Genomic DNA, 12,758 nt, shown 5'->3' with positions numbered 1-12,758 from the left:
CCATGGCGCGGCCCTGCACGTTTGGCATCGAGGAGGAATACCTGCTGGTGGACCTGGCCACGGGGCGGGTCATGGCCGCCCCGTCCCCGGCCGTGGCCCGCTGTTGCCGCGATGTGCTGGGGCCCTGGTTCGCCGAGGAAATGTTCCGCAGCCAGGTGGAGGTCGCCTCGCCGGTGTTCGATACGCTGCACCAGGCCCGTGACTTTTTCACCGAGCAGCGCCAGCGCCTGAGCCAGGCACTGGCGGACGAGGGGGCCGGCCTCTACGGCGCGGGGAGCCACCCGAGTGCCCAGTGGTTGCGCCAGCGTCCGCGGGATACCCCGCACTACCGTCAACTGTTCGACGACTATCGGTTGGTGGCCCGGCGCAGCCTGTTGAACGGCTTGCACGTGCATGTCGGTGTGCCGACCGGCGTCGATCGCATGCAGGTGATCAATCGGGTGTTGTACTGGCTGCCCCTGCTGTTGGCGCTCAGCACCTCGTCTGCGTACTGGGGCGGCCAGGATACGGGCTACATGAGCTACCGACGCGTGGTGTGCGGGGAGTGGCCGCACATGGGGCTGCCCGAGCCGCTGCCGGACTGGAGCGCCTACGAGCGCTACCGGGCGCTGCTGCAACGCACCGGCAGCCTGGCCGAGGACGGCGACTTCTGGTGGGCGATCAGACCCTCGCGGCGGTTTCCGACCGTCGAACTGCGCATCTGCGATGGCTGCCCCCGGCTGGACGATGCCTTGGCCATCGCCGGGCTGTTTCGCCATCTTGTCGAGCATGCGTTGGGGCGCAGTGACGCCGTCGCGAGCCGAGAGATGCGCTGGGTCACCCAGGAAAACTACTGGCGTGCCCTGCGTCAGGGCCGCCTGGGCACCTTCATCGGCGTGCACGACCAACAGCCGGTTAGCGCCGAAGGCTGGCTGGCGCAACTGCAGATGCAATGCCCGGCCGACACCGCCGATGCCGAACGCGCCTTCATCCTGGCCCGGCGCATCTTGCGCGACGGTACCAGTGCCGATCACCAGCGCGAAACCTATGCGCTGGCCCGCGAACAAGGCCTGGATGACCGGCAGGCGATGCGCAAGGTGGTCAAACAGGTCATGGACGACCACCGGTTGGTGTCCGTGGGCCATTCTGTCCAGATCGCTTAACGCAAAGCAGTTCATTCATTGTGCGATTGAGTTCATCCAGCGTGCAGGGTTTACTGATGAAGCGGGCATTCGCCGGCAGAAAACCAGGAGCCGGCGTCATATGGCCGGATACGATGATCACAGGGAGCTGTGGGCAGGCTGCCCAGATGGCTTTGGCCAAGTCGATACCATCCATGTGGCCGGGCATTCGCACATCTGTGATCACCAAGGCAAGCCGCTGGTCGCCTGAAAACTTCTCCAAGGCGTCATCCGCATTGGCGCACTCAATGACGTCATGTCCCAAGTGAGTCACCGCTTCTGTCATCAGCCATCTAAGGATGTCGTCATCCTCGACCACCAGTACCCTGCGTCGCATACCGACTACCCCGCATTTCCTCGTTAGTCAGTGCTTAGAACAAGTCGTTTCCAAAGGCTGACCAAAGGCAGGGTACCCGTTGTTATACAGTGTTGGCTTGATGGACTAGGCTGGTTGAGCGCCTGCCTGGAAGCATATTGAGGAACGTAATGAGACTGTACGATTTCATCGAGAGCAGCATGGAGGAGATTCTCCAGGCTTGGGAGAACTTCGCTCGCTCAGTCAGCACAGATCAACCGAAACAGGACGCCGCGGGTTTGAGGAACCACGGTGAAAGGATTTTACGTACCGCTGCCGCAGATATGCGTACGGCTCAAACCGCACAGCAACAGTCCGAAAAAGCGAAGGGCCGAGGCCCACAAACGTCCAGCGAGACTGCCGCGCAGACCCACGCAATGACCCGTCTGATAGCAGGCTTCTCGATGGATCAGATGGTTTCCGAATATCGCGCACTGCGTTCCAGTGTGCTGTCGCTGTGGCTTGCTCAGGAAGGATCCACCACGAAGGATCACGTCCAGGACATGATTCGGTTCAATGAGGCCATTGACCAGGCTCTGGTCGAGTCGATTGCCGCCTACGGGGCAGCGGTGGACTCCACACGCAAAATGATTCTCGCGGTGCTTGGCCATGATCTACGTTCACCCTTGGGAGCAGTGCTGATGGCCGGCGATCTGTTACTGCGCCAGGAGGGGGTGGAAGGGAAAGGCAGAGTATTGGCAACCCAGGTTTGCACGAGTGCACGCCGCGCCACTGGCATCGTCAACGATCTGCTCGACCTGGCGCGTTGCAACCTAGGGACAGGTATTCCCGTGTGCCCTGAAAATGTTGAGCTCAATCCGATATGTCACGCGGTGATCGAGGAATTGCAAATGGCGTTTCCCGAGGCGACCATCATCTTCAAGGAAAGAGGGCAGGTGACGGGACAATTCGACTCAGCCCGTATGGCTCAGGTTTTCTCCAACCTGATTGGCAACGCCATACACCATGGAGATAAAGCGTCTCCCATCACGGTCACCTTGACACATAAGGCTGCCGGGCCATGTATTAACGTTCACAATTCGGGCGAGCCCATTCCGGTCGAAGCAATGCCCTATCTCTTTAGTCCAGAGGGACGTTACTCAGGCTATGCCTCAAGTGAAAAGGGTTCCGCGGCAGGGTTAGGGCTTGGGTTATTCATCGCATCGGAAATTGTCGCTAGTCACGGTGGACGAATTGAAGTCGAATCGACAGCTAAAGGGGGGACGACGTTTGAAGTAGTACTGCCTTTATCCGCGAGCTCGGATGCAGCCCTTGAGTCCCCTTGAGCCGCCCCTCACGGCCACTGCCCTCAGTCTTGCGAGCCGTTACCTGCAACAAGTCTGGCGTAGCGGTTGGTGGCTTCGAAGATCAAAGCGTTCTTCTCCTCTTTACTTATCAGGCCGTCGTGTTGGTAGTTGTCGGCCAGCCGAACCAGCTCCTCATACTGATCTGGCGCAGCCATCCGAATCTCCGGCCTATCAAACACCTCACGCCAGGCCGTCAGTGCTTCCTTCTTCTCATCACTATTCATGAGCTTTTCCACCAGAGGTTTCACGGTAGAGGCACAGGCGAGCCGCTTTGTTCAACCAGATGAGCCCCGGGACGTAAAAGCTGGTTGGCACTCGATCGAGCTGCCAAATTTGAATGAACCATGAGCCAGCCGGGTCACCCAAAGCAGAACACGCCAATGGGAGAGTACTCATGGAAATCGCAACGATCTGGTTCTTTGTCGCCCTGATGGTCATCGCCCTTGAGGTTTACGCCATCTGGCACATCATCGGCAGTGACCGGCGCGCTGAGCGCAAGATGCTTTGGGTGATCTTCGTCGTCTATGCCCCATTGCCCGGCTTGCTGGTATGGGCCTGGTTGGGCCCCAGGGCGGTGAAGGGGCGGGCGGTGCTGCAGGAGAAGTGAACTGAGCTGGGCCCTCAAGAGCGCGTGGACCAGACCCGCGAACAGCTCGGCGGCCTGGACATCCTGGTCAACATCGCTGCTGGCCACCCAGGAGTCGAGCTATATCACCGGGGAGGTGTTCGGCGTCACCGGTGGGTAATCCACTGCCGTAGGGCAAAGTCGAATAAACCTTGGCCGCGACGCGCAGTCAGTTGTTGTAAGAGCCCCTAATCATGCGGGCCAGGGAGGTGGCTGATGAAACTCGTCTGCCTGCTGCGTGGCTGCCAGTGGCGCAGCCTGTCGGTCCGTGAAATCGCCGGGCTTGACTGCCAGTGCTGCGAGCGCTGCGGCGCGCTGCGCTACAGCCAGCCCGGCCAACCGTTCGACGCGTAGGAGCCGACCATGGCCCGGGCAATCTGGAAAGGCGCGATCAGCTTCGGCCTCGTGCACATCCCCGTCTCCCTCAATACCGCAGTGCGCACCGAGCGCGTCGACTTCGACTGGCTCGACAAGCGCAGCATGGAGCCGGTGGGCTACAAGCGGGTGAACAAGGTGACCGGCAAGGAAATCGACAAGGAGCACATCGTCAAGGGTGTGGAGTACGAGAAGGGCCGCTATGTGGTGATCAGCGAGGAGGAGATTCGCAAGGCCCGGCCCGAGGCGACCCAGACCATCGATATCTTCTCGTTCGTCGATGCCGGGGAGATCCCGTTGCAACAGTTCGACACGCCTTATTACCTGAGCCCTGACCGTCGTGGCGGCAAGGTCTATGCCTTGCTGCGCGAGACCCTGGAAAGTACCGGCAAGGTGGCCCTGGCCACCGTCGTGCTGCATACCCGCCAGCACCTGGCGCTGCTGCGCCCCCTGGAGGACGCGCTGGTGATGATTACCCTGCGCTGGCCCGAGGAGGTACGCGGCCTGGAGTCGCTGGAACTGGACAAGAGTGTTACCGACAGCAAGCTGGACAAGCGCGAACTGGACATGGCCAGGAAGCTGGTGCAAGACATGAGCGGGCCATGGACGCCCGACGATTACCATGATGCCTTTCGCCAGACCATCCTCGACCTGGTGGAAGAGAAAGCCAGCAAGGGCAAGATCGAGATCGTGGACAAAGGCGAAGGCGCGCCGGCGGAGAAGGGCGCGGACATCATCGACCTCACCGAGCTGCTCAAGCGCAGCCTGGGTGGCAAGACCAAGGCGAAGAAGCCGGCGGCCAAGCGACCACGCAAAGCGTCATAGCGCGGTTGCGCAGAGGTTACGGTAGTTGCCCCTCCAGTCCATTCAGGTAGTCGCCGAAGCCCTGGCGGGCGCGGCTGTCCCGGCGACTGCTGGTGGCCACGCTGTGCGCCGCCGTCCACACAATCTGCGCGCCACTGGCCTCGAGGGCCAGCACCAGTTGCACATCTTCGTGGGCGGGCAGTGGCTGGAATCCACCTACACGCTCATAGGCCTTGGTGCAGACGCCCAGGTTGGCGCCGTGAATATGCCGGTGGCCGTCCCGGGCCTGGTAACGGCTACGGTACAACTGGCGCAGGGCGGCGCCGTGCCAAGGTTGCCAGCGCTCGATGTGCACCGTGCCGCAGACCGCGTCGGCATGCCATTGCAGTTGCGACACCAGCCAGTGTGCGGGCACGCGACTGTCAGCGTCGGTGAAGGCCAGCCATTGGGCGCCGCGCTCGATCATCCACGCCGCACCCAGGCGTCGGGCAATGCCGACGTTGCCAGCCTGCAGTTCCAGAGTGTGCACGCCATGACGGCGTGCGATGCACGCGCTGGCATCGACGCAGCGATCGAGCACCACCAGCACCTCGACCACCAGGTCCGCCGCCTCGGCCCGCGCCACCGCCAGCTTGACGGCGGCCAGGCAGTGTCCGAGGCGGCGGGCCTCGTTGTGGGCCGGAATGATGACGGCGATCATGGGCAGGTCTCGTCCAGGTCCACGACGCTGGGCTGGCACGACCAGTACTCGAGCAGGAAATCCGCCTCCTCGTGGCGCAGCAGAGGGTACAGCGGCAGGTGTCGGGCCAGCAGGGCATGAACCTCGCGACCCTCCTGCGGGCAACCGGCGATGGGATGACGCCAATGGCAGGCTAGCAGGCCGCCGTCATGGCTCAGGCTGGCCACCGATTGCTCAATCACCTGTAGCCAGTCGGTGGGGTCCAGGTAGTAGCCGATCTCGCTAAGCACGATCAGGTCGAACTGTCCGCCCGGCCAGTCGCCCGGCAGGTGCCCCTGTTCGACGCGGGTATGGCTCACGCCCGCCAGTCGCTGGCGGGCCAGGGCCACGGCGGTGGCGTCGATGTCCTGGCACAGCAGATCGGCGCAGCGCTCGGCCAGCAGGACGCTCAGTTCGCCGTTGGCGCACGCCGGCTCGAACGCGCGTTCGTAGCACTGGCGAGGCAGGCTGGCCAGGACCAGGTCGCGCTTGCGTCGTTCATACCAGCGGGTACGAAAGGCCCACGGGTCATCGTTGCCGGCATACAGGTCGGCGAAGTACTGCGCGTCGAGGCTCATGGCGACTCCATTGACAGGAAGACCAGTTCGAAGGGTTGCAGCAGGCAGGCCTGCAATTGTTCGGGCAGTACCGGCGGACGGTCGCCATCGGGCTGCAACTGGCTGGCATGGGCGGCCAGGGCCTCGCGCTTGCGCGCCAGGCGCGTTTCATCGAGCTGGAGGCGATGTGCCTGGGGCCAGGGTAGGCGTGGATCCTCGGGAGTCGCCCAATGCCAGGCCCATACCGGCATTTCGGCCAGTTGCGCGCGGCACGACTGCGCCGCCCGGGCGCAGGCGCGGCCGGCTGCTTCATGATCGCAGTGCCCGTCGCCGCGCCAGGTGGTCAGCAGCAGGTCGTCGGGCTGGAGCAACTGTTCCAGGTGCGTGACCAGGAAAGCCTCGTCGCGGGGCAGGGCGCCGTCCTTGAGATTGAGTCGTCGCCAATCGACGCGGTTGAGGTCCAGCTCCAGCTTTTGCAGGGCATGGCGGCTCTCAAGGGGGCGCTGATGGCGCAGGCGGTGTTCGGTCCACTGGCTGGAGTGCGGATGGCTGGCCTCGCCGTTGGTGGCGGAAATCAGCACCAGGTCGTGTTCCCGGCCGTGGAAGCTGGCCAACAGGCCGCCAGCCATGAGGATCTCGTCGTCCGGGTGCGGCGCAAGCAGCACCAGCCGTCTGCCGGGCGGGCACAGTCGGTCGGCTGTCAGCCAGGTGGCGCGGGCCAGGTGCGCGGATTGCTGCCAGGCGCTCCATGGTGTGCCGTCAGCGGCCTGAATCAGATTCTGGCTCATAGTTGCCATGCTCCTGCAGGCATGTCCATCAGTTGCCGCCCCAGTTCGGCCAGGTCGCGTTCAGCGTGACTTTGCCGTAGGTATACCGGCAGGTCGGCGCTGAGGCGGGCGAAGTGGCTGCTGCAACAGAACGGCGTGGCGCCCAGCGCCCGGCCGACGTGCTGGATGACCAACTCGACCGCCTGCTCGACCTGGGCGCGGGTGCGGCGTACCTCGAAACTGGCATCGTCGCGAGGGTGCCGGTCGATCCAGGCGGCGCATTCGCGCAGGGCGGCGCGGGCCCCGAACAAGGCCGCATCGACGGCGCCCAGATGGGTGTCGGCGTGTGGGTCGGGCCGGGGTTCGCGACAGTGTTCACGCAGGTAGCCTGACAGGGCTTCGGCCGCGCCGTACCAGCAGGCGGCGATGCCCGCGCCCCCGTGCCAGAAGCCCGGGCGGGACAGGTACTGGCCGGGCTGACCGATGGCCAGTCCTGGCGAGTCGTCGAACACTATGGCGACGCTAGCGGTGGCGGCCATGCCAACGGCCTGCCAGTGGTCGGCCTGGATACGCTGGCTCGGGTGGCCAAGCTCGATAGCCACCAGTTGAGGCTGGTCGTCTTGCCAGGCGGTCAGTAGCGCACGGTCGATCTGCAACGCCCCCGAACACCAGGCCTTGCGACCCTGCAGACGAACCCGCTCGCCATCCTGGGCGACAATGTGGGTGCGGGCATCCGGCGGCTCGGCAGCCCACACGCCCCAGGTCCCTTCACCGGCATGATGAGCAGCGCCGCACTCGGCAAGGATCGCCAAGGCGTCGGTATGGCCTTCGTAGAGTTTGGCCAGGCTGAGATCGCAAGCAGCGACCCGCGCCAGGGCCCGCCAGCGCTCCAGGGTCCGCCCCTGGCCCGGCAAGGGGAGCAGGTCGAGCTGTTCGCGCTGCAGAGCCTGCAACAGTTCCGGTAGCAAGGGTTCGAGTTCGAGGGGCTGCGAACGGGCAGCGAGCTGGTGTAGCAGCTGATCGAAGTGGGTCGAATCCATCAGGCAATCCCCAGTTGCTTGCGCATGCGCACGGTGATCGATTGGCGGGTCCTGGCCATTTCGGCCCACGGATCGTCCACTTCGGCAAGCCGCGCCTGCAGATTGCCGATGTTCCATTGGTTGGCGCCCTTGAGCTGAGTCAGTTCCTCGCGCCAGATCGGCACCGACACCGGCAGGCCCTCGCGGGCGCGCAGCGAGTAGGCGGCGACGGTGGTGGCGCCCTTGCCGTTGCGCAGGTAGTCGATGAAGATCCGCCCGACCCGGTTCTTTGGCCCGGACACGGCGCTGAGGCGATCTGGGAACAGACCGGCCATGTGCTCGACCAAGGCATGGCTGAAGTCCTTTACCTCGTCCCAACCGGCGCGCCGGGTCAACGGCACGATGAGGTGCATGCCCTTGCCGCCGCTGGTCTTGAGGAACACTTTCAGGCCCAGCTCATCGAGCAGGGTGAGGGTCAGTTGGGTGGCCTCGAGCATGGCCTTCCAGGGCAGCGCAGGATCCGGGTCCAGGTCGAGCACGAAGCGGTCGGGCTTGTTGAAGTCCTTGGTGGTGGCATTCCAGGTATGCAATTCCAGTGTGTTCATCTGCACCGCGCCCAGCAGGCTGTCGGTGCGGTTGAGCACCATGGCCGCCTGGCCGGCCTGGGCCTTGCTGTAGCTGAGCACGTGGGGAACTTGCAGATGGCCGGCGTTCTTCTGGAAGAACAGCTCGCCGCCCAGGCCATCCGGTGCCCGGACCAGGGCGACAGGCCGATCCTTGAGCTGCGGCAGCAGCCAGTCGGCGACCTGGGCGTAGTACTGTGCGACCTGGCGCTTGGTGGCCCCGGTGGTCGCGTCGACCACGCGCTCGGGGTGGGTCAGGCGCAGGTTGCCCAGGCCCTCGGGTCGTGTCTGTGCTGCGCGCTTGGCGGGCATCGCTCGCTCCAGGTCGATAGCGGTGGCGGGTTTGTCGTCGCGCAGACCGTGGAACACCGAATGGCGCACGATGCCTTCGCGGGTCATCTGGGCGTAGGCGACTTCCGCCAGCAGTTGCGGTTTGAGCCAGTGCACGCCGCGGGCTTCGGCTCCGATGGGGGGGCTGGCCAAGGGCGGCTTGGCGGCCTGCAGCGGTTTCAGGCGGGCGAGGATGCTGTCCAAGGTGGCGGCGCTGAAGCCGGTGCCGACCTTGCCGGCGTAGCGCAGCTGGCCGCTGTCGTGGTCGTGCAGGGCCAGCAGCAGGGCGCCGAAGCCGTTGCGACTGCCCTTGGGGTCGGTGTAGCCGACAATCACGAATTCCTGGCGCTGTTGGCACTTGAGCTTGATCCAGTCGCTGTTGCGTCGGCCGACGTAGGGGCTGTCGGCACGCTTGCCGATCAGCCCCTCGAGTTCCAGCCGACAGGCGCTGTCGAGCAGGGAGTCGACTGGCTCCTTGAAATCGGCGGAAAACCTGAGCAGCGGCGAAGCGTTGTCTTCCAGCAACTTGGCCAGGGTGTCGCGACGTGCCTGTAGCGGCAGCTTGCGCAGGTCTTCATCGCCCAGCCAGGGCAGGTCGAACAGGTAATAGGTGATACGTTCGTCGTGCTCGGTGTCGAAGGCGTTCTGCAAGGCCTGGAAATCGGCCACACCGTTGTCGCCGACCACCACCATTTCGCCGTCCAGCCATGCCGCGTCGAGCCCCAGTGCCTTGAGCGCCTCGACCTGGCGGGGCATTTTCGCGCTCCAGTCGTGGCCATTGCGGGTGAACAGGCGTATGTCGTCACCGTCGATGCGGGCCAGGATCCGGTAGCCATCGAACTTGACTTCGTAACGCCAGTCGCCGCTGGGAGGGGAGTCGACCAACGTCGCCAGTTGTGGCTGGAGCAGCGCCGGCAGGGCTTTGCGCCCGGCCTTGCGCTTGCGGGTGGAAGCGGTAGCCTTGGCCGGGCGCCGCGGTGGCAGGGTGCGCTCGCTTAGCACACTGTCCGGCAGGGCCTCGACGATGCGGTAGTCGGTTTCGCTGCGCGCCTGTCCGTCATGGGACTTGACCAGCATCCACTGTTCTTTCTTGCCGGCCAGGTGGGTGCGGAACAGGTTCCAGATTCCCGACAGCTTCTCGCCTTGCAGGCGAAAGCGCAGCTTGCCCTTGGCATAGGCCTCATGCGGATCGCCTTCGGGCTCCCAGATACCCCGGTCCCAGACGATCACGTCGCCTGCGCCGTAGTGGCCTTCGGGAATGTTACCTTCGAAGTTGGCGTAGTCCAGAGGGTGATCCTCCACGTGCACCGCCAGGCGCCGCACCTTGGGGTCGAGCGAGGGCCCCTTGGGGATCGCCCAGCTCTTGAGGGTGCCATCGAGTTCCAGGCGCAAGTCGTAGTGCAGGTGGCTGGCATCGTGTTTCTGGATGCAGTACTGCAGCGCGTGGGCCGAGCGTGGCCTGGCGCGCTTGCCAGCAGGCTCGGGCGTGGCGTTGAAATCGCGCTTGCGCTGGTACTCCTGCAGGGGCTTGGCCATGGCGGGCTCCGGGAGGGTTCGCGGGTCTCAAGATTGGGAGGCGGCGGCGCGGCGTGGAGTTCAAAAAATGCGCGGGGCGGAGCTTTGTGAAGAAACTCTGAATCATTGCTTCGTGGAGGCAGTCGACCGTGTGAAGCCCACTGACGGAGAACGTTCATGCCTAGACCCGATGACCCAAGACCGCAGGTTGATATCGACGACACCGAGGACCGCATGGGCAGCGTCCACGAGCTGGATTTCAGCGAGCGCCGCGATGAACGCCAGGGGCGCGTCGGCGACGAGCGTCCGGCGCGCGAGATCGCCGAGGACTACCCGCCCCGGCGTGTTGCCGAAAGTGGCATGACCGGTGGCGAGACCCTGAGCGACAGCCTGCACGAGGACAATGTCACCCTTGACGACCTGAGTCCGGACACGCTGTTTGATAAAACCGGCGCCCGTGATCCCGATGAGCCTGGCACGGGTGACGGTCCGGCCGACGAGTCCCTTCGTGAAGTGGGCACCGACGAAATCGGCGCAGGCTTCGGCCTGGACGAGGCCGAACTGGCCCGTTCGGCGCCGTTGGACGGTGAGCCGTGGACCGACGACGTGGAGCCTGATGACGACAGGAGAGAGCCGTGATGAATGAGCAACGCTGTTCCTGCAACCACTGTTCCTGCACCGTGGATGCCAATGCCGTGGTCCAGGATGGCAAGGCCTATTGCTGCGAAGCCTGCGCGACGGGGCATCGCAATGGGGAGCCTTGCCGTATGGCGGACTGCAAATGTGGAGAGATGACCCAACCGAACGAGAGCAATGTCGATAACGCGCTAGACGAAACATTCCCGGCGAGTGATCCTATATCGCCATAAGGTTCTTTCACTCATCAATGTACGCACCGCAGCTGTAATTCTCTTGATCTTGATCTTGATCTTGCTTCTAAGCGCGCAATAGTCCAGGCGCCGGCAATAGCGACTTCAGGAGGTCGAACGCAGGCCTCCTGAAGTCGCGAAGGTACGGGCGGCGCCTGGGATGACGCAGCTGTCGCTAGCTGGGTATGGCGCTAGACTCTTGATCGGCATCGGCATCGGCATCGGCATCGGCATCGGCATCGGCATCGGCATCGGCATCGGCATCGGCACAGCACCGGGCTTGCCTCGTTGGGACGTGGGCGCGTCTCAAGCCACCTTGCGTAATGCCTCGATCAATTCTCCCTTGCGCATGGTCGAGCGTCCGGCAATGTGCCGCTTGCGCGCACGGTCCATCAGTTCGGCCTTGGTCATGTCCTCCAGCCGCTGTCCGGAACGAGGCACGCCGTGCTTGGTCGCCACCGCGCGCCGGGCCGATGAAGCCCGCGCCTGGGCCTTAGCCTCCGGGCTTTTCTTCTGCCCGGAACCGCCTTTGCGTTCGCCGCCTCCGGACTGCTTGTTGACGGTGGCCCAAGCGCGGGCCTCAGCTTCGCCCTTGGACACGCCCTTGTCCTCGTAGCTCTGCTCGATATGCTCGGCCTTGCGTTTCTGCTTGTCGGTGTACTTGTCTTTGTCTCCGCGTGGCATGGTCGTTCTCCTCTGCATCAGTGGGTCTGCCAGACCCCGTTGTTGCGTTCGCAATCGCTGCGCGCCTGGCCCATGCTCGGGGTATCGTAGTAATACGTGATGATCCGCGCATCCTTGGGCACGGCTGGGCGGGTGGAGGGCTCGTCACGCCCTGCTGCATCCGGGTTGGCCAAAGTCTCCTGGGTCAGCGGCGCGATGCAGCTGCCGACGCTGCCGTCGGCGCAACGCTCGACCCTGCGTTTCTGGCTGTTGAGCATTTCCTTGCTTTCGTTGCTGCACGACCAGGCGATCGCTTCGGCCGGCATGTTGCCGTAGCTGTAGCAGGTGTGCTGCTGCACCGGCTTGACCGCCTCGCTGGATGAGCGGGTGACCACATCGCAGCCTTCGGCCAGCACCTGTCCGCTGGCCAAGGTGCCCAGCAGTGCCATACACAGAATGAACCGCATGATGTACCTCCCGGGCCCGACGGCCCATCAGCGCTTGTCGAGGGCCGGCCCGGCCTGTTGGCGCAGGGCCTTGGCACGCTTCTCGAGGATCAGGTAGGTGACCACGGCCAACAGCAGCGGAATCAGGTAGTACAACGTTCGATAACCCAGTAGCGCGGCGACCAGCGTGGCCTGGCCAAGCTGGCCGTGGAGCAGGGCGAGGAACACGGCTTCCAACACGCCGAGCCCTGCGGGAATATGCGCGACCACGCCCGCCACGCAACTGATCAGCAATACCCCCAGTACTGAGGGATAGAACAATTCCGGTGGCAGCAGCAGGTGGATCAGCGCCGCCATCAGCGCCCAGTTGCTCGCGCCCAAGGCCACCTGGCACAACGCCAGGCGCAGGCTCGGCAGGGTGACTTCGTGCCCTCGCAGGTCCCATGTGCGCCGCTTGGCGAAGGCGCAGGCGAACAGGTAGGCCAACGCGACCGCCACCATCAGCACGCCGATCAGACGCAGGCCGCCGGCGCCCACCGCCCAGCTAGCCGGCAGCTTGACCAAGCCCAAGGCGAACACCGTGCCGGCCAGCAGCAGGTAGCCCATCCAGTTGGTCAACAGGCCC

At 64.2% G+C, this 12,758-nt stretch carries 16 protein-coding genes and 1 pseudogene; 7 read left to right on the top strand and 10 right to left on the bottom strand.

What is annotated here, in order from left to right:
- Nucleotides 1-2 precede the first annotated feature (2 nt).
- Nucleotides 3-1,142, top strand: coding sequence for a carboxylate-amine ligase (locus tag HU735_RS21785; RefSeq protein ID WP_186715247.1), 1,140 nt, complete (start codon nucleotides 3-5; stop codon nucleotides 1,140-1,142).
- Here HU735_RS21785 and HU735_RS21780 read toward each other — a convergent pair.
- On the bottom strand, nucleotides 1,090-1,497 hold the full coding sequence (locus tag HU735_RS21780; RefSeq protein ID WP_186715246.1) for a response regulator: 408 nt from the start codon (nucleotides 1,495-1,497) through the stop codon (nucleotides 1,090-1,092). The two genes, HU735_RS21785 and HU735_RS21780, sit on opposite strands and share 53 nt — an antisense overlap.
- Before the next feature lie 149 nt (nucleotides 1,498-1,646).
- Here HU735_RS21780 and HU735_RS21775 point away from each other — a divergent pair, with 149 nt between their 5' ends.
- Entirely contained in the window at nucleotides 1,647-2,801 is a 1,155-nt protein-coding gene (locus HU735_RS21775) for a HAMP domain-containing sensor histidine kinase (RefSeq protein WP_186715245.1), read from the top strand.
- Between the two features lie 23 nt (nucleotides 2,802-2,824).
- Here HU735_RS21775 and HU735_RS21770 read toward each other — a convergent pair whose 3' ends face one another.
- On the bottom strand, nucleotides 2,825-3,046 hold the full coding sequence (locus HU735_RS21770; protein WP_186715244.1) for a hypothetical protein: 222 nt from the start codon (nucleotides 3,044-3,046) through the stop codon (nucleotides 2,825-2,827).
- Nucleotides 3,047-3,216: 170 nt separating this feature from the next.
- Between HU735_RS21770 and HU735_RS21765 the strand changes: the two genes are divergently transcribed.
- From HU735_RS21765 to HU735_RS21755, 3 genes are all read left to right on the top strand, one after another.
- Nucleotides 3,217-3,429, top strand: a complete 213-nt coding sequence (locus HU735_RS21765; protein ID WP_186715243.1) for a PLDc N-terminal domain-containing protein — start codon at nucleotides 3,217-3,219, stop codon at nucleotides 3,427-3,429.
- A 234-nt stretch (nucleotides 3,430-3,663) separates the two neighbouring features.
- Nucleotides 3,664-3,801, top strand: coding sequence for a PSPA7_2676 family Cys-rich small protein (locus tag HU735_RS21760; protein WP_186715242.1), 138 nt, complete (start codon nucleotides 3,664-3,666; stop codon nucleotides 3,799-3,801).
- A 9-nt stretch (nucleotides 3,802-3,810) separates the two neighbouring features.
- Nucleotides 3,811-4,647, top strand: a complete 837-nt coding sequence (locus HU735_RS21755; protein WP_186715241.1) for a Ku protein — start codon at nucleotides 3,811-3,813, stop codon at nucleotides 4,645-4,647.
- Between the two features lie 16 nt (nucleotides 4,648-4,663).
- On the opposite strand, the gene HU735_RS21750 is transcribed toward HU735_RS21755, so the two are convergent.
- From HU735_RS21750 to ligD, 5 genes are read right to left on the bottom strand one after another with little or no spacing between them, the layout of a single operon-like run.
- Complete coding sequence (locus HU735_RS21750; RefSeq protein WP_186715240.1) at nucleotides 4,664-5,326, bottom strand: glycosyltransferase; 663 nt, start codon at nucleotides 5,324-5,326, stop codon at nucleotides 4,664-4,666.
- On the bottom strand, nucleotides 5,323-5,922 hold the full coding sequence (locus tag HU735_RS21745) for an SAM-dependent methyltransferase (RefSeq protein WP_186715239.1): 600 nt from the start codon (nucleotides 5,920-5,922) through the stop codon (nucleotides 5,323-5,325). Before HU735_RS21745 ends, HU735_RS21750 begins: the two co-directional genes overlap by 4 nt.
- On the bottom strand, nucleotides 5,919-6,689 hold the full coding sequence (locus HU735_RS21740; protein WP_186715238.1) for a PIG-L family deacetylase: 771 nt from the start codon (nucleotides 6,687-6,689) through the stop codon (nucleotides 5,919-5,921). Before HU735_RS21740 ends, HU735_RS21745 begins: the two co-directional genes overlap by 4 nt.
- Nucleotides 6,686-7,708 (bottom strand): acyl-CoA dehydrogenase, encoded by a 1,023-nt coding sequence (locus tag HU735_RS21735; RefSeq protein ID WP_186715237.1) that lies wholly within the window; start codon nucleotides 7,706-7,708, stop codon nucleotides 6,686-6,688. Before HU735_RS21735 ends, HU735_RS21740 begins: the two co-directional genes overlap by 4 nt.
- Nucleotides 7,708-10,176 carry a DNA ligase D gene (gene ligD / locus HU735_RS21730; protein WP_186715236.1) on the bottom strand — a complete coding sequence of 823 codons (2,469 nt, stop codon included), beginning with the start codon at nucleotides 10,174-10,176 and terminating at the stop codon, nucleotides 7,708-7,710. The genes HU735_RS21735 and ligD overlap by 1 nt, the downstream gene beginning before the upstream one ends.
- Before the next feature lie 156 nt (nucleotides 10,177-10,332).
- On the opposite strand from ligD, the gene HU735_RS21725 reads away from it, so the two are divergent.
- Nucleotides 10,333-10,794 carry a phosphotransferase system, HPr-related protein gene (locus tag HU735_RS21725; RefSeq protein ID WP_186715235.1) on the top strand — a complete coding sequence of 154 codons (462 nt, stop codon included), beginning with the start codon at nucleotides 10,333-10,335 and terminating at the stop codon, nucleotides 10,792-10,794.
- Entirely contained in the window at nucleotides 10,794-11,024 is a 231-nt protein-coding gene (locus HU735_RS21720; RefSeq protein ID WP_186715234.1) for a metallothionein, read from the top strand. Before HU735_RS21725 ends, HU735_RS21720 begins: the two co-directional genes overlap by 1 nt.
- Before the next feature lie 306 nt (nucleotides 11,025-11,330).
- On the opposite strand, the gene HU735_RS21715 is transcribed toward HU735_RS21720, so the two are convergent.
- The 3 genes and pseudogenes from HU735_RS21715 to HU735_RS21705 all read right to left on the bottom strand — a co-directional run.
- Nucleotides 11,331-11,708 carry a Rho termination factor N-terminal domain-containing protein gene (locus HU735_RS21715; RefSeq protein WP_186715233.1) on the bottom strand — a complete coding sequence of 126 codons (378 nt, stop codon included), beginning with the start codon at nucleotides 11,706-11,708 and terminating at the stop codon, nucleotides 11,331-11,333.
- A gap of 17 nt (nucleotides 11,709-11,725) precedes the next feature.
- On the bottom strand, nucleotides 11,726-12,154 hold the full coding sequence (locus HU735_RS21710) for a hypothetical protein (RefSeq protein ID WP_186715232.1): 429 nt from the start codon (nucleotides 12,152-12,154) through the stop codon (nucleotides 11,726-11,728).
- 27 nt (nucleotides 12,155-12,181) lie between these two features.
- A pseudogene (locus HU735_RS21705) lies at nucleotides 12,182-12,758 on the bottom strand (UPF0104 family protein); the annotation flags it as partial.

This window comes from Pseudomonas sp. BW16M2, from assembly GCF_014268865.1.
Taxonomy (GTDB): Bacteria; Pseudomonadota; Gammaproteobacteria; order Pseudomonadales; family Pseudomonadaceae; genus Aquipseudomonas; species Aquipseudomonas peradeniyensis.
The sequence above is the reverse complement of the archived record's forward strand: the minus strand, read 5'-3'. Positions and strand labels throughout refer to the sequence as shown.